This window comes from Streptomyces parvus, from assembly GCF_032121415.1.
Taxonomy (GTDB): domain Bacteria; phylum Actinomycetota; class Actinomycetes; order Streptomycetales; family Streptomycetaceae; genus Streptomyces; species Streptomyces globisporus_A.
Genome location: NZ_CP135079.1, coordinates 1,053,356 through 1,073,290, shown reverse-complemented (window position 1 = coordinate 1,073,290; position 19,935 = coordinate 1,053,356). Strand labels below are relative to the sequence as shown.

The 19,935-nt window shown below is 71.2% G+C and carries 13 protein-coding genes and 1 pseudogene; 7 read left to right on the top strand and 7 right to left on the bottom strand.

What is annotated here, in order from left to right; translation table 11 throughout:
- Positions 1-211: 211 nt before the first annotated feature.
- On the top strand, positions 212-1,000 hold the full coding sequence (locus tag RNL97_RS05885; RefSeq protein WP_030590102.1) for a hypothetical protein: 789 nt from the start codon (positions 212-214) through the stop codon (positions 998-1,000).
- A 31-nt stretch (positions 1,001-1,031) separates the two neighbouring features.
- Here the strand turns inward: RNL97_RS05885 and corA are convergent, their stop codons facing one another.
- Positions 1,032-2,027, bottom strand: coding sequence for a magnesium/cobalt transporter CorA (gene corA, locus RNL97_RS05880; protein ID WP_030590099.1), 996 nt, complete (start codon positions 2,025-2,027; stop codon positions 1,032-1,034).
- Between the two features lie 49 nt (positions 2,028-2,076).
- Between corA and RNL97_RS05875 the strand changes: the two genes are divergently transcribed.
- The 5 genes and pseudogenes from RNL97_RS05875 to RNL97_RS05855 all read left to right on the top strand — a co-directional run bounded on the left by RNL97_RS05875 (position 2,077) and on the right by RNL97_RS05855 (position 8,544).
- Positions 2,077-2,799 (top strand): histidine phosphatase family protein, encoded by a 723-nt coding sequence (locus tag RNL97_RS05875; RefSeq protein ID WP_030590096.1) that lies wholly within the window; start codon positions 2,077-2,079, stop codon positions 2,797-2,799.
- A 70-nt stretch (positions 2,800-2,869) separates the two neighbouring features.
- Entirely contained in the window at positions 2,870-3,460 is a 591-nt protein-coding gene (locus RNL97_RS05870) for a DUF3090 domain-containing protein (protein WP_030114163.1), read from the top strand.
- Entirely contained in the window at positions 3,424-4,263 is an 840-nt protein-coding gene (locus RNL97_RS05865; RefSeq protein WP_030590092.1) for an SCO1664 family protein, read from the top strand. The genes RNL97_RS05870 and RNL97_RS05865 overlap by 37 nt, the downstream gene beginning before the upstream one ends.
- A 121-nt stretch (positions 4,264-4,384) precedes the next feature.
- The gene (gene mshC, locus RNL97_RS05860) at positions 4,385-5,614 is read left to right on the top strand and encodes a cysteine--1-D-myo-inosityl 2-amino-2-deoxy-alpha-D-glucopyranoside ligase (RefSeq protein WP_030590091.1); all 1,230 of its coding nucleotides are present in this window, start codon (positions 4,385-4,387) and stop codon (positions 5,612-5,614) included.
- A gap of 114 nt (positions 5,615-5,728) precedes the next feature.
- Positions 5,729-8,544 (top strand): annotated as a pseudogene (locus tag RNL97_RS05855) (NPCBM/NEW2 domain-containing protein).
- Positions 8,545-8,616: 72 nt separating this feature from the next.
- On the opposite strand, the gene RNL97_RS05850 reads toward RNL97_RS05855, so the two are convergent.
- The 6 genes from RNL97_RS05850 to RNL97_RS05825 all read right to left on the bottom strand — a co-directional run bounded on the left by RNL97_RS05850 (position 8,617) and on the right by RNL97_RS05825 (position 16,067).
- On the bottom strand, positions 8,617-9,678 hold the full coding sequence (locus RNL97_RS05850) for a PAC2 family protein (RefSeq protein WP_050500150.1): 1,062 nt from the start codon (positions 9,676-9,678) through the stop codon (positions 8,617-8,619).
- A gap of 100 nt (positions 9,679-9,778) precedes the next feature.
- Complete coding sequence (locus RNL97_RS05845) at positions 9,779-10,837, bottom strand: LLM class flavin-dependent oxidoreductase (protein WP_243313582.1); 1,059 nt, start codon at positions 10,835-10,837, stop codon at positions 9,779-9,781.
- A gap of 141 nt (positions 10,838-10,978) precedes the next feature.
- Positions 10,979-12,589 (bottom strand): glycerol-3-phosphate dehydrogenase/oxidase, encoded by a 1,611-nt coding sequence (locus tag RNL97_RS05840; protein ID WP_030590084.1) that lies wholly within the window; start codon positions 12,587-12,589, stop codon positions 10,979-10,981.
- 14 nt (positions 12,590-12,603) lie between these two features.
- On the bottom strand, positions 12,604-14,148 hold the full coding sequence (gene glpK, locus RNL97_RS05835; protein ID WP_030590082.1) for a glycerol kinase GlpK: 1,545 nt from the start codon (positions 14,146-14,148) through the stop codon (positions 12,604-12,606).
- A gap of 39 nt (positions 14,149-14,187) precedes the next feature.
- Positions 14,188-14,979, bottom strand: a complete 792-nt coding sequence (locus tag RNL97_RS05830) for an MIP/aquaporin family protein (protein ID WP_030590079.1) — start codon at positions 14,977-14,979, stop codon at positions 14,188-14,190.
- A 323-nt stretch (positions 14,980-15,302) separates the two neighbouring features.
- On the bottom strand, positions 15,303-16,067 hold the full coding sequence (locus tag RNL97_RS05825; protein ID WP_030590076.1) for an IclR family transcriptional regulator: 765 nt from the start codon (positions 16,065-16,067) through the stop codon (positions 15,303-15,305).
- 250 nt (positions 16,068-16,317) lie between these two features.
- Here RNL97_RS05825 and metH point away from each other — a divergent pair, with 250 nt between their 5' ends.
- A complete protein-coding gene (gene metH / locus RNL97_RS05820; protein ID WP_243313579.1) occupies positions 16,318-19,836 on the top strand; it encodes a methionine synthase in 3,519 nt (1,172 codons plus the stop codon).
- Positions 19,837-19,935: the final 99 nt, after the last annotated feature.

Here is a 19,935-nt window from a genome sequence, read left to right as displayed (position 1 = left end):
CGCCACGGCCGTCAGCAGGAACAACGCGCCACGCGCCCAAGGGTTACGCCGTCCCCGCGGGCCTCCCGGCCGTCGCCGGCCCCCGACCGCCGCCGTGTGCGGTGCGTGGCCGCTCCGGTTGCCGAGCGCCCCGCAGCGCCTTTGACTCGTTCTGCGGACTACCGCTCCGCGGACCTGGGCTCCGCGGGCAACGGGTACGGAGGTGGCCCTCATGCTCTCTGCGCAGACCCTGTTCCAGGAGATCCTGGACAACGACGAGTCCTACCGGCTCTTCTGTTCCATCGCCGCGAGCGGCGAGGCCCAGGGCGGCTGGGAGAACGCCCGCATCGCCGCCCTCGTCCCGGAGGGCCGCCGTGAGCTGGCTCCCAGGATCGTCCGGCACGGCGCCGACGAGGACAAGCACGGCCGGATCTTCAACGCCCTTCTGAAGAAGCGCGGACTGCCGCCCGTCGAGGTCCCGCCGGAGACGGACTACACGATGCTCCTGGAGCAGCAGGGCATCGGCCTCGCGCACTCCCGGCTGCGCGGCGAGGAGCGCCTCACCGAGCGCGACATCATCACCTATCTGGCCCACAGCCGGATCACCGAGCAGCGCGCGTCCGAGCAGATGCAGCTGCTGCGCCGGTACTTCGCCGACCACCCCGACATCGGCCGCGCGGTGAAGATGATCTCCAGCGACGAGGACAACCACCTCGCCTACTGCCACGAGGAACTGCTCGCCCTCGCGCGCGAGGGGCGCGGCCGGACCATCCAGCGGATCATGCGCGAGTGCGCCCTGGCCGAGATCCGCGTCTACCGCGACGTCAGCCTCGCCGTGATGGCCCACATGGGCCGCATCCTCGGCTGGTCCCGCCCCAAGGCAGCCGTCCTCGCAGCGGGCATCCACGCCGTGTACGCGTACGAACGGCTCTTCGGCTGGCGGCGCATGGTGACCCTGGAGATGCCGGAGCGGCGCAACGCGCTCGGCAGCCCCGCGGTGCCCGAGCACGAGTACGCCTGAGGCCCAAGCGGCCCGGCGCCTCCCGGGCAAGCTAGAGCCAGCCGCGCCGTTTGAACAGCCGGTACAGTCCGTAGACCGCGAGGGCCATCAGCGCGACCACCGTCGGGTACGTCCACGGCCAGTGCAGCTCCGGCATGTGGTCGAAGTTCATGCCGTAGATGCCCGCCACCATCGTCGGCACGGCGGCCATCGCCGCCCAGGCGGAGATCTTGCGCATGTCGTCGTTCTGCCGCACGCCCATCTGCGCCAGATGCGCCGACAGGATGTCCGAGAGCAGCCGGTCCAACCCCTCCACCTGCTCGTTGGCGCGGGTCAGGTGGTCGGCCACGTCCCGGAAGAACGGCTGCGCGTGTTCGTGGACGAACGGCACGCCCGCGGCCGAGAGCCGGGCCATCGGCGCCGTCAGCGGACCGGCCGCCCGGCGGAACTCCAGCACCTGCCGTTTGAAGGTGTAGATCCGGGCGGCGGTGTTCTTGGAGTCGCCCGAGCCGGTCGGCGCGAAGACCTGCGTCTCCAGCTCCTCCAGGTCCACCTGGAGCTCGCCGGCCACGTCCATGTAGTGGTCCACGACCGCGTCGCTGATCGCGTACAGCACCGCTGTCGGGCCGTGCTTGAGGACCTCGGGCTCGGACTCCAGCCGCTGGCGCACGGCCGCCAGCGGGGCGCCCTCGCCGTGCCGGACCGTCACCACGAACGCGTCCCCTATGAAGACCATCAGCTCGTCGGCGCTGACGGTGTCGCTCTCGGGCTCGTAGACGATCGGCTTGAGCACCGCGAACAGGGAGTCGTCGTACACCTCCAGTTTGGGCCGCTGGTGCGCCCGCAGCGCGTCCTCCACGGCCAGCGGGTGCAGCCCGAACTCGTCCCGTACGAGGTCGAACTCCTCCTCCGTCGGCTCGTGCAGTCCGATCCACAGGAACGCGTCGTGCGAGGCGCGCGCCTCGTCCAGGGCGTCGGAGAAGTCGTCGGGCCCCTCGGTGCGGCGCCCGTCCCGGTAGATGGCACAGTCCACGATCACGGCGGGCATTCTTCCCCGTGAACCCGCCTCCACGCACCTCGGACGTACGCTGGCGGGTATGCCCACGCTGATCCTCGTACGCCACGGACGCTCCACGGCCAACACCGCCGGGGTGCTCGCGGGCCGCACCCCCGGTGTCTCCCTCGACGAACGCGGTGCCGCACAGGCCGCGGCCCTCCCCGGCCGGCTCGCCGCCGTCGTCCCGGTCCTCGCCGTCAGCAGCCCCCTGGAGCGCTGCCGGCAGACGCTCCAGCCGCTCCTCGACGCGCGCCCGGGCCTGCCCCTGCACACCGAGGACCGGATCAGCGAGTGCGACTACGGCCACTGGTCGGGCCGGAAGCTCGCCGAACTCGCCGACGAGCCGCTGATGTCGGTCGTCCAGCAGCACCCCTCCGCCGCGGCCTTCCCCGGCGGCGAGTCCATGCGCGCCATGCAGGCCCGCGCCGTCGACGCCGTACGCGACTGGAACGAGCGCGTCGAGGCGGAGCACGGCGAGGACGCCACGTACGTCATGTGCTCGCACGGCGACATCATCAAGTCCCTCGTCGCCGACGCCCTGGGCATGCACCTGGACCTCTTCCAGCGCATCCACGTCGACCCCTGTTCGGTCACCGCGATCCGCTACACCCGGCTGCGGCCCTTCCTCCTGCGGCTCGGCGACACCGGCGACCTCGACTCCCTGGCGCCCCGCGAACACGCCGCCGGCGCGGACGCCGCCGCGTCCCCCGCCGGTGACGGTTCGGCGGACGCGACGGTCGGGGGCGGCGCGGGCGCGCCGTGATCGCTCCGGGCAGTAGGGTGGACGCGCCGTAGCGCCGCCCAACCACCATCGAAGCTCAAGGGAGCAGGACGTGTCCCGTCAGGTGTTCCTCTACGACCCACCGGACCGATTCGTGGCCGGTACGGTCGGGCTGCCTGGCCGCCGTACGTTTTTCCTGCAGGCGTCCTCCCAGGGCCGGGTCACCAGCGTCGCCCTGGAGAAGACCCAGGTCGCCGCGCTCGCCGAGCGGATCGACGAACTGCTCGACGAGGTCGTACGCCGCACCGGCGGCAACTCCCCGGTGCCCGCCGTGGCGCCCACCGACGTCACCGACACCGCGCCGCTCGACGTGCCTGTCGAGGAGGAGTTCCGGGTCGGCACCATGGCCCTGGCCTGGGACGGCGAGGAACAGCGCATGATCGTCGAGGCGCAGGCCCTCGTCGAACTCGACGCCGACTCCGAGGACGATCTAGCGGAGGCCGAGGAGAAGCTCCTCCAGGACGAGGAGAACGGCCCGCCGATGCTCCGCGTCCGGCTCAGCGGCGCCCAGGCCCGCGCCTTCGCCAAGCGGGCCCTGGACGTCGTCAACGCCGGCCGCCCGCCATGCCCGCTGTGCAGCCTGCCGCTCGATCCGGAAGGACATGTATGCCCGCGCCAGAACGGATACCGTCGCGGAGCCTGACGGACCCCGAGTCGCTGACCCTGCTCACCGAGGGCACGCTCACCGTCCTCGGGCAGGTAGGCGGGGCGTCCAACGCGGTGCTGCACTGCACGGTGGCGTACGACGGCGAGGAGCGCACCTGCGCCTACAAGCCGGTCGCGGGCGAGCAGCCGCTCTGGGACTTCCCCGACGGCACCCTCGCCCAGCGGGAGGTCGCCGCGTACGAGATCTCCCGGGCGACCGGCTGGGACCTCGTGCCGCCGACCGTACTGCGGGACGGGCCGTACGGGCAGGGCATGGTCCAGCTCTGGATCGACGGCCCCGGGGACGGTGAGGACGCCCCCGAACTGCTGGCGCTCGTCGAGGGCGAGGAGCCGGGCGACGGCTGGAAGGCCGTCGGCTTCGCGGACGTGGGGGAAGGGAGGACCGCGCTGCTGGTGCACGCGGACGACCCCCGGCTGCGGCGGCTCGCGGTGCTGGACGCGGTGATCAACAACGGCGACCGCAAGGGCGGCCATCTGCTGCCCGCGGCCGGCGGGCGGCTCTTCGGCATCGACCACGGCGTCACCTTCAACGCCGACGACAAGCTGCGGACCCTGCTCTGGGGCTGGGCGGGCGAACCGCTCACCGAAGAGGCCCTGGCGGTGCTGGGCCGGCTCGCCGCCGAGCTGGCGCCGGGGGTCGCCCTCGCCACCCGGATGGCCGAACTCATCACACCGGCCGAGCTGGAGGCCCTGCGGGAGCGGGTCGACGGGCTGCTCAAGAGCGCCGTGCACCCGAAGCCGAGCGGCCAGTGGCCGCCCATTCCCTGGCCGCCGGTGTAGCACACGCCCGACGGCGACCCGCCCCCTACCGCCTGCCGGGGGATGCGTGCAAGAGAGCCTCTTCGGACAGGTTTACGGAGCCGGTTCGTATCCGGAAGCAACGTCCGGTTACGCTCATGACATGCATGCCTGGCCCGCTTCTGAGGTCCCCGCCCTGCCCGGCAAGGGCCGCGACCTTCGGATCCACGACACCGCGACCGGCGGACGGATCACCCTTGACCCCGGTCCCGTCGCCCGCATCTACGTCTGCGGCATCACGCCGTACGACGCGACCCACATGGGTCATGCGGCGACCTACAACGCGTTCGACCTCGTTCAGCGCGTGTGGCTCGACACCAAGCGGCAGGTTCACTATGTCCAGAACGTGACCGACGTGGACGATCCGCTGCTGGAGCGGGCCGTGCGCGACGGTCAGGACTGGACCGAGCTCGCGGAGCGCGAGACGGCACTCTTCCGCGAGGACATGACCGCCCTGCGGATGCTGCCCCCGCGGCACTACATCGGAGCGGTCGAGGCCATACCGGGCATCGTGCCCCTCGTCGAACGCCTCCGGGACGCGGGCGCCGCCTACGACCTGGACGGCGACATCTACTTCTCCGTCGACACCGACCCGCACTTCGGCGAGGTGTCCGGCCTCGACGCCGAGGCGATGCGCCTGCTCTCCGCCGAGCGCGGCGGCGACCCCGAGCGCCCCGGAAAGAAGAACCCCCTCGACCCGATGCTCTGGATGGCCGCCCGCCCGGGCGAGCCGAGCTGGGACGGGGCCTCCCTGGGCGACGGCCGCCCGGGGTGGCACATCGAGTGCGTCGCCATCGCGCTGGACCACCTCGGCATGGGCTTCGACATCCAGGGCGGCGGCTCCGACCTCGCCTTCCCGCACCACGAGATGGGCGCCTCGCACGCCCAGGCGCTGACCGGCGAGCACCCCTTCGCCCAGGCCTACGTCCACGCGGGCATGGTCGGCCTGGACGGCGAGAAGATGTCCAAGTCGCGCGGCAACCTGGTCTTCGTCTCGGCGCTGCGCCGCGACGGCGTGGACCCGGCGGCCATCCGGCTCGCGCTGCTCTCCCGCCACTACCGCTCCGACTGGGAGTGGACCGACCAGGTGCTGGCCGACGCCGTCGAGCGCCTCGCGCGCTGGCGGGCCGCCGTCTCGCGCCCCGACGGGCCGTCCGCCGACGTGCTGGTCGAGGAGGTCCGGGACGCCCTCGCGGACGATCTGGACAGTCCCGCCGCGCTCGCCGCGGTGGACCGCTGGGCCGCGCTCCAGGGTGCGGAGGGCGGCACCGACGAGGGCGCGCCCGGCCTCGTCTCGCGTACGGTCGACGCCCTGCTGGGGGTCGCGCTGTAGGCGGTTCCTCTGCCCGCCCGATGGCTCGAACCGGCCTCGGACTTCTCTACGAAGTTCGAGGCCGGTTCCTTTTTGTCCATGGTGATGTGCTCGAAGTTGCGCTAAACGCTCTCTATGCAAACATCAACGCGCATGCGAGCGGCGGCGGTTGCTGCGCTGCTCGGACTGGTCGCGGTCCTCACGGGGCCCGGCGGGGCCCACGCCGACGAGGCCCCGCCGGAGAGCACGGAGACCACCACCGTCGGGGACGTGACCGGCTTCCGCGCGGACGGGGCGGTCTACCGGCTGATCGCCGGGCAGGCCGAGGCCCGGGTCCGCTTCGTCTCGGACGAGACCTTCCGTATCGAGCTCGCCCCGGACGGGAAGTTCACCCACCCCACCGGCGACGACATCGTCCTGCCGCAGGGCGAGCCGCCCCGGACCCGCTGGAAGGAGCGCGGCGACCGCTACGAGCTGTCGACGGGAGAGGTCACCCTGCGGGCCTACGAGAAGCCGCTCCGCTTCGCCCTGCACCGGGCCGACGGCAGCCGCGTCCGGTCCGAGACGAAGGGCCTGAGCTGGACCGGCGAGAAGACCGTCCAGACGCTGGCCCGGGGCGCCGGTGGGTAGTTCTACGGGGCCGGGATGCAGAACGGCCGCGGCAACACCACCCACCGCGACAAGACCGTCGAGGTCGCCGTCGACTACAACTGGGACGACGGCGGCCACCCCGCAACGCCAACCGGGGCGAGCGCCGCCCCCTGGACTCGCTGAAGGTCGCCGACGGATACGTCGAGAACGACATGCCGAACGGCTGGATGCTCGCCAACGACGGCTACGGCTGCGGCTACGAGGACCTGGAGGAGACCGCCCAGGGGCTGAAGGACCGCAACATCGAGCTCGGCCTCTGGACCGAGGACGGCATCGAGAACCTCGAAGCCCAGGTCAAGGCCGGCCAGCGGGTCGCCAAGCTGGACGTCCCCTGGGTCGGACCCGGCTACAAGTTCGCCCTCGACGCCGGCAAGGACGCCTATCAGGGCATCGAGGACCACAGCGACGCCCGCGGCTTCACCTGGGCCCCCGAGAGCTGGGCGGGCGCCCAGCGCTGCGGCGTCCAGTGGTCCGGCGACCAGTCCGGCACCTGGGAGTACATCCGCTGGCAGATCCCCACCTACGCGGGCGCCACCATGTCCGGGCTCGCCTACACCACCGGTGACGTCGACGGGATCTTCGGTGGCAGCGCCAAGACGTACACCCGCGACCTCCAGTGGAAGATGTTCCTCGGCACCACGATGACCATGGACGGCTGGGCCGCCATGGACAAGCAGCCCTTCCGCTACGGGGAGCCGTACACCTCGGTCAACCGCGACTACCTCAAGCTCAAGGAGTCGCTGCTGCCCTACCAGTACAGCTACGCCCACGAGGCCACCAAGACCGGTGTCGGCATGGTCCGCCCGCTGGTCCTCGAATACCCCGACGACCCGAAGGCGTCCACGGAGGCCGCCAAGTACGAGTTCCTCTCCGGCGAGCACTTCCTCGTGGCGCCGGTCTACCAGGACACCACCGAGCGCAAGGACATCTACCTCCCCAAGGGCACCTGGGTCGACTACTGGAGCGGCCGCACCTACGTGGGCCCCACCACCATCGACTCCTACAGCGCCCCCCTCGACACCCTGCCGCTCTTCGTGAAGGCGGGCGCGGCCGTCCCGATGTGGCCGGGCATCCGCTCGTACCGCGACCGCACCGCCGACTCCCCGCTGGCCTGGGACGTCTACCCGCAGGGGAACACCTCCTTCACCCTGTACGAGGACGACGGCGTCACCTGCCGGCACCGTGACGGCAAGTACGCCACCCAGCGCGCCGACGTCCGGGCCCCCGAGCGCGGGGCGGGCGACGTCTCCGTCACGATCAACGAGAGCCGGGGCAGCTTCACCGGCAAACAGACCGCCCGCCCCTACGAGTTCACCGTCCACACCGGCTCCGAGCCCCGGGCGGTGAAGCTGGACCGGACGCTGCCCGAGCTGACCTCGAAGGCCGCGTACGACCAGGCCCGCCAGGGCTGGTGGTACGACCGCGACGACCGGGGCGGCGTGGTGCACGTGAAGACCGCGCCCCTGAGCACCGCGAAGAAGTTCACGGTGAAGCTCCTGGGCACCAGCGCGGTCGGCGGCAGGAAGGCCTCGGCCGCCGCAGCCCTCACCGCCCCCACGGGCCAGGAGGCCGGAGCGGGCACGCCCGGCACGGTCCAGGTCGATGTGACCGCGGGCCGGTCCGACCTCACCGACACCACGGTCTCCCTCCAGGTCCCCGAGGGCTGGCAGACCGCCACCGCGAAGGTCCCGGGCCGCACCCCGGCGGGCGCCACCCGCCGCATCGAGGTGGCGCTCACCCCGGCGAAGGACGCCCGGGTGCGCGAGACCCGGCTGACGGCGCTGGCCCGCTACCGGGCCGGCGGGGAGACCCGCACGAGTCAGCAGCGGCTCGCCGTGTCCGTCCTGCCACCGGCCCCCGAGGGCGAGGCATGGGGGAGCGATCTCGTCTGGCTCTCCGAGACCAACGGCTACGGCCCCGCGGCACGCGACCGCTCCAACGGGGAGTCGGGCGCGAGCGACGGGAAGACGCTGACGCTCGCGGGAAAGACGTACGAGAAGGGGATCGGCACCCACGCCGACTCCGGCATCGCCCTCCATCTCGGCGGCCGGTGCACCGCGTTCACCGCCGACGTCGGGATCGACGACGAGATCAACGGCTACGGCGAGGTCGCGTTCTCCGTGGAGGGCGACGGCAAGGTGCTGTGGACCTCGCCGAAGCTGACCGGCGCCTCGGCGACCGTGCCGGTGGACGTGGAGCTCGACGGCGTACGCCGTGTGCGGCTGAAGGTCACCGACACGAACGGCTCCAAGACGGGGGACCACGGCGACTGGGCCGCGGCGAAGTTCCACTGCGCCTGAGCCGCACCGAGACCCTGAACACAGGGGCGCCGCACGGGATCATCTCCCGTGCGGCGCCCCGCCGTTCGTCCCTCAGCTCTCGCCGTCCTCCTCGGGACGGCCGCCGGAGCCTTCCTCGCCGTCGGTCCCCGACGCCTCGTCGGAACCCTTGGCGCCCTTGTCGTCGGTGGCGTTTCCGCGCCCCGTCTCCGGGCGCGGCGGCTTCGGCGGGCGGGTACGGCCGCTGGAGGGGTCGCGCAGATAGGAGACGTCCCCGGTCTCCGTGGCATGGCCGCCCGGCCCCTGCCCGGGACCGCCGTCCCGCCGCCGCAGATACCGCTCGAACTCCCGGGCGATGGCCTCGCCGGACGCCTCGGGCAGCTCCGCGGTGTCCCGCGCCTCCTCCAGCGTCTGCACGTACTCCGCGACCTCGCTGTCCTCCGAGGCCAGCTGGTCCACGCCGAGCTGCCAGGCCCGGGCGTCCTCGGGCAGTTCGCCCAGCGGGATGCGCAACCCGATCAGATCCTCCAGCCGGTTGAGCAGGGCCAGCGTCGCCTTCGGGTTCGGCGGCTGCGACACATAGTGGGGGACCGCCGCCCACAGGCTGACCGCGGGCACTCCGGCGTGCGTGCACGCCTCCTGGAGGACCCCGACGATGCCCGTGGGGCCTTCGTACCGCGTCTCCTCCAGGTCCATCGTCCGGGCCAGGTCCGCGTCGGAGGTGACCCCGCTCACCGGCACCGGCCGGGTGTGCGGGGTGTCACCGAGCAGCGCGCCCAGGATGACGACCATTTCGACACCCAGCTCATGGGCGAAGCCGAGGATCTCGTTGCAGAACGACCGCCAGCGCATCGACGGTTCGATCCCGCGCACCAGGACCAGGTCGCGGGGTTTGTCGCCGCCCACCCGCACCACGGACAGGCGCGTCGTCGGCCAGGTGATCTTCCGCGTGTTGCCGTCCAGCCACACCGTGGGCCGGTTGACCTGGAAGTCGTAGTAGTCCTCGGCGTCCAGCGCCGCGAACACCTCGCCCTTCCACTCCCGGTCCAGATGACCGACCGCGGTGGAGGCGGCGTCCCCGGCGTCGTTCCAGCCTTCGAACGCGGCCACCATGACCGGGTCGACCAGCTCGGGCACCGACTCGAGCTCGATCACCCGGGCCTCCTTCCGATGTCTCCATACATACGGAGCAACCTTACGGCTTCCCGGGCCCCCGGCCGCAGCCCTCTTGCACGGCCGGGTGAACAGTGTTCGATCAGTCCCGGAGCGAGGACGGCGCCTGGCTCCGCACCACCGGGGCGATCTCCTCCGCGAACCGCTGGAGCGTCTCCAACTGCTCAGGACGGCCCAGCCCGAAGCCGTCCACGGTGATCGACTGGAGGTCGTGGCGGTAGACCTCGTGCCAGCCGAGGATCTTGTCGATGATCTGCTGCGGACTGCCGATCAGCTGCGGGCCGCCCTCGATCGCCTCCTCGATCGTGCGGAAGGGGGTGTTGTAGCCGGCCCTGCCCGCCAGATGCGGCTTGAAGGCCTGCCGGACCCGCGCCTCGTACAGCTCCTTGTACCGCGTGACGGCCGCCTGCGAGCTGTCCGCGATGAGCAGTCCGCCCGATCCCGCCGCCACCTTCGCGTCCGCCGGATCGTGCCCGTACGCCTCGAACCGCTCCCGGTAGTGGGTGATGAGCTTCGCGTACGCCTCACGCGGCTGGACGGCGTTCGCGGTGAACAGCGGATCGCCGTGTTTCGCCGCCAGCTCGGGGGAGTTGAGGCTGGTCGCCGAGCCGTGCCAGATCCGGGGGAGGCCGTCGTAGGGACGGGGCACGGTCGTCACGTTCTTCAGCGGCGGGCGGAACTCGCCTTCCCAGTCGACGCCCTCCTCGGTCCAGAGCCGGCGCAGCAGCTCGTACTTCTCCTTCTGGAGGTCCCACTGCCGCTCCTCCTCCAGACCGAACAGGTCGAAGTGGCCCGCCTCCGCGCCCTTGCCGACGACCAGTTCGACACGGCCCCGGGAGATCTGGTCGAGTGTCGCGAAGTCCTCCGCCACCCGGACCGGGTCGAGGATCGCGACGACGGTCACACCGGTGAGCAGCCGGATGGTGCTCGTCCGGGCCGCGATGGCGCCCAGCACCACGTTGGGGCTGGAGGAGAGGAAGGCGCCCGCATGCCGTTCGCCGACGGAGTAGGCGTCGAAGCCGAGCCGCTCCGCCACCGAGGCCGTGTCGATCACTTCCTCGAACCGGTCGGCGGCAAAGGGCAGATCACCGGTCAGCGGGTGCGGATCGTGACCGATCAGGGAGAGTACGGAGAATCGCATGAACACCACTGTCCCCGCGGCACGTTGCACGAGTGTGGCGGGAGTGTGGCGCCCGCCCGGTGCACCTGGGGGGTACGGGAACGGGGGCGGCTACGCGAGGTAGCCGCCCCTCCCGTACCCGTGGGGGGTGGGTCCGGTGGATCAGTCCCGGTCGGCCAGCAGCTTCTCGACGCCCTCGCGGACGTCGTCCGTCGCCAGGCCCCGGATCGTCAGCGTGGTCCGGCGGCGCAGCACGTCGTCCGCCGTCTCGGCCCACTCGTGGTCCCGGGCGTAGGCGACCTGGGCCCAGATCTCCGGGGCGTCCGGGTGGACGCGCTCGGCCAGCCGAGGGTTCTCGTTCGCCAGGCGCGCGATGTCGAAGGCGAGGGATCCGTAGTGCGTGGCCAGGTGCCGGGCGGTGTCCGGGGCCATGCGCGGCCCGGGCGCCGGACCGTCGACGAGCAGCCGGTGAGCGACCGCGTTCGGGTTGGCGATACCGGGGAGCGGCAGCTTCCGCGGCAGCCGGTTCATCGGCTCCATGTCCTCGGCCAGCGGGTGCCCGGGCAGCGCGGCCAGCTTGTTCATGACCGTACGGCCGATGTGGCGGAAGGTCGTCCACTTGCCGCCCGCGACCGACAGCATCCCGCCGCGGCCCTCGGTGACGACCGTTTCGCGCTTGGCCTTGGAGGTGTCGCCGGGACCGCCGGGAAGCACCCGCAGACCCGCGAAGGAGTACGTGATCAGATCGCGCGAGAGCTGCTGGTCCTTGATCGAGAACGCCGCCTCGTCGAGGATCTGCGCGGTGTCGGCCTCGGTCACCGAGACGTCCGCCGGATCGCCCTCGTACTCCTCGTCCGTCGTGCCGAGGAGCAGCATGTCCTCCCACGGCAGCGCGAACGTGATGCGGTACTTGTCGATCGGGGTGGCCAGCGCCGCCCGCCACGGCCGGGTCCGCTTGAGGACCAGGTGCGCGCCCTTGGAGAGGCGGATGGAAGGAGCCGCGTTCGGGTCCTCCATCTTCCGCAGGTGGTCGACCCAGGGGCCGGTCGCGTTCAGCACGAGCCGGGCGTCGACGCCGAACTCGGTGGAGTCGGTGCTGTCCTTCAGCTCGGCGCCGGTGACCCGGCCCCGGGTGAAGCGGAGCCCGGTGACGGCCGCGTGGTTGAGGACGACCGCGCCCGCGTCGACGGCCGCGCGGACCGTCATCAGCGCCATGCGGGCGTCGTTCATCTGGTCGTCGCGGTAGACCGCGACCGCCTTGAGATCGTCCGTACGCAGCTCGGGCACGTCGCGCTGGGCCTTGGCCGGGGATATGACGTGGCCGACGCCGTCGCCGAACGCGGAGAGCGCGGAGTAGGCGAAGACGCCCGCGCCGAGCTTGGCCGCGCCGTGCGGGCCGCCCTTGTAGACGGGCAGGTAGAAGGTGAGCGGGTTGGCCAGGTGCGGGGCCACCTCGCGGGAGACCGCGCGCCGCTCGAAGTGGTTCTCCGCGACCAGCTTCACCGCGCCGGTCTGGAGGTAGCGCAGACCGCCGTGGAGGAGCTTGGAGGAGGCGGAGGAGGTGGCGCCGGCGAAGTCGCCGGCGTCCACCAGAGCCACCCGCAGCCCGGACTGCGCGGCATGCCAGGCGGTGGAGATGCCCAGGATGCCGCCGCCGATGACCAGGAGGTCGTACGTGGCCCGGGACAGCTGGTCCCGGGTCTCGGCGCGGCTCGGCAGCGAGCCGGAGGCCGGGTGCGTTCCGAGGGCGGGAACGCTCTGCAGGGTGGTCATGGTGATGCTCCTCGTCAGCTTTCTTCGTCCTCGATCCAGCCCATGGTCCGTTCGACGGCCTTGAGCCAGCTCTTGTACTCGCGGGCACGGGTGTCCGCGTCCATGCGGGGTGTCCACTCGGCGGCCCGGCGCCAGTTGGCGCGCAGCGCGTCGGTGTCCGGCCAGAAGCCGACGGCGAGACCGGCGGCGTAGGCGGCGCCGAGGCAGGTGGTCTCGGCGACCATGGGGCGCACCACGGGCGCGTCCAGGAAGTCGGCGAGCGTCTGCATCAGCAGGTTGTTGGACGTCATGCCGCCGTCGACCTTGAGCGCGGTCAGCTCGACGCCGGAGTCCTTCGTCATGGCGTCGCTGATCTCGCGGGTCTGCCAGGCGGTGGCCTCCAGGACGGCACGGGCGATGTGCGCCTTGGTGACGTAACGGGTGAGACCGGCGATGACGCCACGGGCGTCGGGACGCCAGTAGGGGGCGAACAGTCCGGAGAAGGCGGGCACGAAGTACGCGCCGCCGTTGTCCTCGACCGAGGAGGCCAGCGTCTCGATCTCGGCGGCCGACTTGATCAGGCCCATCTGGTCGCGCATCCACTGCACCAGCGAACCGGTGACCGCGATGGAGCCCTCCAGCGCGTACACCGGGGGCTTGTCGCCGATCTGGTAGCCGACGGTGGTGAGCAGCCCGTTGTACGAGTTCACCGGGGTGCCCCCGGTGTTCATCAGCATGAAGGTGCCGGTGCCGTACGTGGACTTGGCCTCGCCCTCGGCGAAACAGGTCTGGCCGAAAAGCGCCGCCTGCTGGTCGCCGAGCGCGGAGGCGACCGGGACGCCGTCCAGGATGCCGCCCTTGGCGTTGCCGTAGACCTCGGCGGAGGAGCGGATCTCGGGGAGCACTGCGGCCGGGATGCCGATGGAGGAGAGGATCTTCTCGTCCCAGGCCATCGTGTGCAGGTTCATCAGGAGGGTGCGCGAGGCGTTGGTCACGTCGGTGACGTGGACGCCGCCGTCGGTGCCGCCGGTGAGGTTCCAGATGACCCAGGAGTCCATGGTGCCGAAGAGGATGTCGCCGCGCTCGGCGCGCTCGCGCAGCCCCTCGACGTTGTCGAGCAGCCAGCGGACCTTGGGGCCTGCGAAGTACGAGGCGAGCGGCAGCCCGGTCTCGCGGCGGAACCGGTCCTGGCCCACGTTGCGGCCGAGCTCCTTGCAGAGCGCGTCGGTGCGGGTGTCCTGCCAGACCAGGGCGTTGTGCACCGGCTCACCGGTGTTCTTGTCCCACAGCAGCGTGGTCTCGCGCTGGTTGGTGATGCCGATCGCCTTGACGTCGGCGGAGGTGATGCCGGCCTTGACGATGGCCCCGGCGACGACCTCCTGGACGTTCTCCCAGATCTCGGTCGCGTCGTGCTCGACCCAGCCCGGCTTCGGGAAGATCTGCTCGTGCTCCTTCTGGTCGACGGAGACGATCCGGCCGTCCTTGTCGAAGACGATGCAGCGGCTGGAGGTGGTGCCCTGGTCGATGGCCGCGATGAACGGCCCGGTGCCGTGGGTGCCGGTGGTGTGTGCGTCGGTCACGGTGTGCTCCCGGAAGTCTGTGAGGTGATGAGCGAGCGGCTAGGCGAAGGCGAGGTTGTAGAGCCCGCCGGCGAGTGCGCCGCCGACGAGCGGACCCACGATGGGTACCCACGCGTAGCCCCAGTCCGAACCACCCTTGTTCGGCAGCGGAAGCAGGGCGTGCACGATGCGCGGACCGAGGTCGCGGACCGGGTTGATGGCGTAGCCGGTCGGGCCGCCGAGCGAGAGGCCGATGCCGACCACGACCAGGGCGGTGATCAGCGCGCCGAGCACGCCGAGGCCGTTGCCCTCGTTGTTGAGGCCCTGGGTCAGGATCGCCAGGACCAGCACGACGGTGGCGATGATCTCGGTGACGACGTTCTGCACGCCGTTGCGGATCTCCGGACCGGTGGAGAAGATCCCGAGCACCGGGCCCGCCTCGGGGGCGGCGGTCTGGTCGACCATGCCCTCGTCGGTGGACTTGGTACCGATGATCTCCGGGTCGGTCAGGTGGGCGTGGAACTGGCCGTAGTAGACCGCCCAGACCAGCAGGGCGCCGATCATCGCGCCGAGCAGCTGCGAGCCGAGGTAGAGCGGGACGTCGCCCCACTCCGTGCCGCCCTGGATGGCCAGGCCGACCGTGACCGCGGGGTTGAGGTGGGCGCCCGATACGCCGCCGGCGAGGTAGGCGCCGGTCAGCACGGCGAAGCCCCACCCGAAGGTGATGGCCAGCCAGCCCGCGTTCCGGGCCTTCGAGCTCTTCAGCGTGACGGCGGCACAGACACCGCCGCCGAGCAGGATGAGTACGGCGGTACCTATGGTCTCGCCGATGAAAATGTCGGAGCTGGACACCCGCGACTCCTTTGTCCTTCGTCCAGGGGAGAGCGGATCACCGGTCCCGCCGGTGTTCCGCGCCCCAGATGGGTATCCACGAAGCGTGGGCAGCCCATCTGTAAGGGCTTGACCGGCCCTTGGCACTGTCACACCCTAACGCGTATTGCCGTTAGGCGTTCGACAATGCCGACCGCTGAACGGCAGTGTTTCCCCGAAGTGAAGGAAGCGTCAAGGGTTCTGCGGTGCACGACTCGGTGCGCGACGGGATCGTTACCGGCCGGTGTCGGATGTGCCGGGCGCGGGCGTGCCGGCCCCGGTGGGGGCGCGTGGCGTGCGGGCTGTCAGAAGCGCCCGGCGCCCAGGTCCCGGGAGACCGCGCGGGCGCAGTCCCGTACGGCCGCGATCAGCTCGGGGCGCAGTGTGCCGCCCGGGGCCACGCGCTCCACCGCGCCGGTCACGGCGACCGCGCCCACCGGCATCCTGCGCCGGTCGTGCACGGGGGCGGCCACGGCGGCGACGCCCTCCCAGGTCTCCTCGGCGTCGGCGGCCCAGCCCTGGGCCCGGACCAGGTCGAGCATCGACTCGAACGCGTCGGCCTCGGTGACGGTGCGCCCGGTGAAGGAGCGGCGTTCCGCCTCCATGACCTCGCTGTGGGCCACCGGGTCGTACGCGGACAGCACCTTGCCCAGCGCCGTGGAGTGCAGCGGCTGCATCGCCCCGACCTCCAGCACCTGGCGGCTGTCGTCGGGCCGGAAGACGTGGTGGACGATCAGTACGCCGTGCTGGTGCAGCACCCCGAGGTGGACGCTCTCGCCGCTGGAGCGGGCCAGGTCGTCCGTCCAGACCAGGGCGCGGGCCCGCAGCTCGTGGACGTCCAGATAGCTGTTGCCGAGCCGCAGCAGCTCCGCGCCCAGCTGGTAGCGGCCCGACGCCGCGTCCTGTTCGACGAAACCCTCCAGCTGAAGGGTGCGCAGAATGCCGTGCGCCGTGCCCTTGGCCAGCCCCAGCGAGGAGGCGATGTCGGAGAGCCCGAGCCGGCGCTCGCCGCCCGCCAGCAGACGCAGCATCGCGGCCGCCCGCTCCAGCGACTGGATGTTCTTGGCCATCGCGCCGTACTCCTCCACCTCGGTTCGACAATGCTGAACACTATCGGTCGATGCCGACCTGCGCCGGACTCCGGGGAAAGTCTCCGCCACCCGGCCGCACGTGTCGCACCCGCCACAGCATGCAGGTCGTACGCGTTCCGCCCCGTGGACGCCCCTACGGACCCGGGCCCCGTCGGGCTAGGCTGGCGAGGTGCGCCTTCCCCGAGAAGGACGCAAAGCCGACAGCCGTCGCATCCCTGGGAGATCATCCATGGCCTCGTTGCCGACATCCGCCGCCGACAGCCGGACCCGCGCAGAAGCACTCCGAGAGGCACTCGCCACCCGCGTGGTGGTGGCCGACGGGGCGATGGGCACCATGCTCCAGGCACAGGACCCCACGCTGGAGGACTTCGAGAATCTCGAAGGCTGCAACGAGATCCTCAACATCACCCGGCCCGACATCGTGCGCTCGGTCCACGAGGAGTACTTCGCGGTCGGCGTCGACTGCGTCGAGACCAACACCTTCGGCGCGAACCACTCCGCCGCCAACGAGTACGAGATCGCCGACCGGATCTTCGAGCTCTCCGAGTCCGGCGCCCGGATCGCCCGCGAGGTCGCCGACGAGTTCGGTGCGAAGGACGGCCGCCAGCGCTGGGTCCTCGGCTCGATCGGCCCCGGCACCAAGCTGCCCTCGCTCGGCCACATCACGTACGACGTCCTGCGCGACGGCTACCAGCAGAACGCCGAGGGCCTCCTCGCGGGCGGCTCCGACGCGCTGATCGTCGAGACCACCCAGGACCTCCTGCAGACCAAGGCCAGCATCATCGGCGCCCGCCGCGCGATGGACGCCCTCGGACTCCAGGTGCCGCTGATCTGCTCCCTCGCCTTCGAGACCACGGGCGTCATGCTCCTCGGCTCCGAGATCGGCGCGGCGCTGACCGCCCTGGAGCCGCTGGGCATCGACCTGATCGGGCTGAACTGCTCGACCGGCCCGGACGAGATGAGCGAGCACCTGCGCTACCTCGCCCGCCACTCCCGTACGCCCCTGATGTGCATGCCCAACGCCGGGCTGCCCGTCCTCACCAAGGACGGCGCCCACTTCCCGCTCGGCCCCGACGGTCTCGCCGACTCCCAGGAACACTTCGTCCGGGACTACGGCCTCTCCCTCATCGGCGGCTGCTGCGGTACGACCCCGGCGCACCTGAAGGCCGTCGTCGACCGCGCGCGCGAGCTGACGCCGACGGAGCGCGACCCGCGCCCCGAGCCCGGCGCCGCCTCCCTCTACCAGCACATCCCCTTCCGCCAGGACACCGCCTACCTGGCCATCGGGGAGCGCACCAACGCCAACGGCTCCAAGAAGTTCCGCGAGGCCATGCTGGAGGCCCGCTGGGACGACTGCGTGGAGATGGCCCGCGACCAGATCCGCGAGGGCGCGCACATGCTCGACCTCTGCGTCGACTACGTGGGCCGGGACGGCGTCGCCGACATGACCGAGCTGGCCGGCCGCTTCGCGACCGCCTCCACCCTGCCGATCGTGCTGGACTCCACCGAGCTGGACGTCCTGCGGGCCGGTCTTGAGCAGCTCGGCGGCCGGGCCGTGCTGAACTCGGTCAACTACGAGGACGGCGACGGCCCCGAGTCCCGCTTCGCGCAGGTCAGCGCCCTGGCCGCCGAGCACGGCGCCGCCCTGATCGCCCTGACGATCGACGAGGAGGGCCAGGCCCGCACGGTCGAGCACAAAGTCGCCATCGCCGAGCGGCTGATCGAGGACCTCACCACCAACTGGGGCATCCGCGAGTCCGACATCCTCATCGACACCCTGACCTTCACCATCTGCACCGGCCAGGAGGAGTCCCGCGGCGACGGCATCGCCACCATCGGGGCCATCCGCGAGCTGAAGAAGCGCCACCCCGACGTCCAGACCACGCTGGGCCTCTCCAACATCTCCTTCGGCCTCAACCCGGCCGCCCGTGTCGTGCTGAACTCCGTCTTCCTCGACGAGTGCGTCAAGGCGGGCCTCGACTCCGCGATCGTGCACGCTTCGAAGATCCTGCCGATCGCCCGGCTGGAAGAGGAGCAGGTCGAGGTCGCCCTCGACCTGATCTACGACCGCCGCGCCGAGGGCTACGACCCCCTCCAGAAGCTCATGGAGCTGTTCGAGGGCGTCAACATGAAGTCGATGAAGGCGGGCAAGGCCGAGGAGCTGATGGCCCTCCCGCTGGACGAGCGGCTCCAGCGCCGCATCATCGACGGCGAGAAGAACGGCCTGGAAGCCGACCTCGACGAAGCCCTCCAGGACACCCCGGCCCTCGACATCGTCAACAACACGCTGCTGGAGGGCATGAAGGTCGTCGGCGAGCTGTTCGGCTCCGGCCAGATGCAGCTCCCGTTCGTCCTCCAGTCCGCCGAGGTCATGAAGAGCGCGGTGGCCCACCTGGAGCCGCACATGGAGAAGTCCGACGACGAGGGCAAGGGCACCATCGTGCTGGCCACCGTCCGGGGCGACGTCCACGACATCGGCAAGAACCTCGTCGACATCATCCTCTCCAACAACGGCTACAACGTCGTCAACCTCGGCATCAAGCAGCCCGTCTCCGCGATCCTGGAAGCCGCCGAGGAACACCGCGCCGACGTCATCGGCATGTCCGGTCTCCTGGTGAAGTCGACCGTGATCATGAAGGAGAACCTCCAGGAGCTCAACCAGCGCAAGATGGCCGCCGACTTCCCGGTCATCCTCGGCGGCGCCGCGCTGACCCGGGCCTACGTCGAGCAGGACCTGCACGAGATCTACGAGGGCGAGGTCCGCTACGCCCGCGACGCCTTCGAGGGCCTGCGCCTGATGGACGCGCTCATCGGCGTCAAGCGCGGCGTGCCGGGCGCGGCCCTGCCCGAGCTGAAGCAGCGCCGGGTTCCCAAGAAGGACACCGACACCGCCGTGCTGGAGGTCGAGGAGCCCGAGGGCTCGGTGCGCTCGGACGTCTCCACCACCAACCCCATCCCCGAGCCGCCCTTCCGCGGCACCCGGGTCGTCAAGGGCATTCCGCTCAAGGACTACGCCTCCTGGCTCGACGAGGGCGCCCTGTTCAAGGGCCAGTGGGGCCTCAAGCAGGCCAGGACCGGCGACGGGCCGACGTACGAGGAGCTGGTGGAGACCGAGGGACGCCCGCACCTGCGCGGCTGGCTCGACCACCTCCAGTCCAACAACCTCCTGGAAGCCGCCGTCGTCTACGGCTACTTCCCCTGCGTCTCCAAGGGCGAGGACCTGATCCTCCTCCACGAGGACGGCTCGGAGCGCACCCGCTTCACCTTCCCGCGCCAGCGCCGCGGCCGCCGCCTCTGCCTCGCCGACTTCTTCCGCCCCGAGGAGTCCGGCGAGACCGATGTCATCGGCCTCCAGATCGTCACCGTCGGCTCCCGGATCGGCGAGGCCACCGCCGAGCTGTTCGCCGCCAACTCCTACCGCGACTACCTGGAGCTGCACGGCCTCTCCGTCCAGCTCGCGGAAGCCCTCGCCGAGTACTGGCACGCCCGGGTCCGCAGCGAGCTGGGCTTCGGCGGGGAGGACCCGGAGGACGTCGAGGACATGTTCGCGCTGAAGTACCGCGGCGCGCGGTTCTCCCTCGGTTACGGGGCGTGCCCGGACCTGGAGGACCGGGCCAAGATCGCCGACCTCCTCCAGCCGGAGCGGATCGGCGTGCACCTCTCCGAGGAGTTCCAGCTCCACCCGGAGCAGTCCACCGACGCCATCGTCATCCACCACCCCGAGGCGAAGTACTTCAACGCCCGGTAGGACGGATTTCGCCCCGCGGTCACGCGCCTGCCGCGCACCGCGGGACGACACGTCGTACACTGGTCGGTCCAGCGCAGGCCGGTCGCCCTCCCACTTCTG

Excerpts from the sequence above, each read along its gene's own strand:
- RNL97_RS05885 (WP_030590102.1), top strand. The coding sequence starts at position 212 with ATGCTCTCTGCGCAGACCCTGTTCCAGGAGATCCTGGACAACGACGAG.
- corA (WP_030590099.1), bottom strand. The coding sequence starts at position 2,027 with ATGCCCGCCGTGATCGTGGACTGTGCCATCTACCGGGACGGGCGCCGC.
- RNL97_RS05875 (WP_030590096.1), top strand. The coding sequence starts at position 2,077 with ATGCCCACGCTGATCCTCGTACGCCACGGACGCTCCACGGCCAACACC.
- RNL97_RS05865 (WP_030590092.1), top strand. The coding sequence starts at position 3,424 with ATGCCCGCGCCAGAACGGATACCGTCGCGGAGCCTGACGGACCCCGAG.
- mshC (WP_030590091.1), top strand. The coding sequence starts at position 4,385 with ATGCATGCCTGGCCCGCTTCTGAGGTCCCCGCCCTGCCCGGCAAGGGC.
- RNL97_RS05845 (WP_243313582.1), bottom strand. The coding sequence starts at position 10,837 with ATGCGATTCTCCGTACTCTCCCTGATCGGTCACGATCCGCACCCGCTG.
- RNL97_RS05840 (WP_030590084.1), bottom strand. The coding sequence starts at position 12,589 with ATGACCACCCTGCAGAGCGTTCCCGCCCTCGGAACGCACCCGGCCTCC.
- RNL97_RS05825 (WP_030590076.1), bottom strand. The coding sequence starts at position 16,067 with ATGGCCAAGAACATCCAGTCGCTGGAGCGGGCGGCCGCGATGCTGCGT.
- metH (WP_243313579.1), top strand. The coding sequence starts at position 16,318 with ATGGCCTCGTTGCCGACATCCGCCGCCGACAGCCGGACCCGCGCAGAA.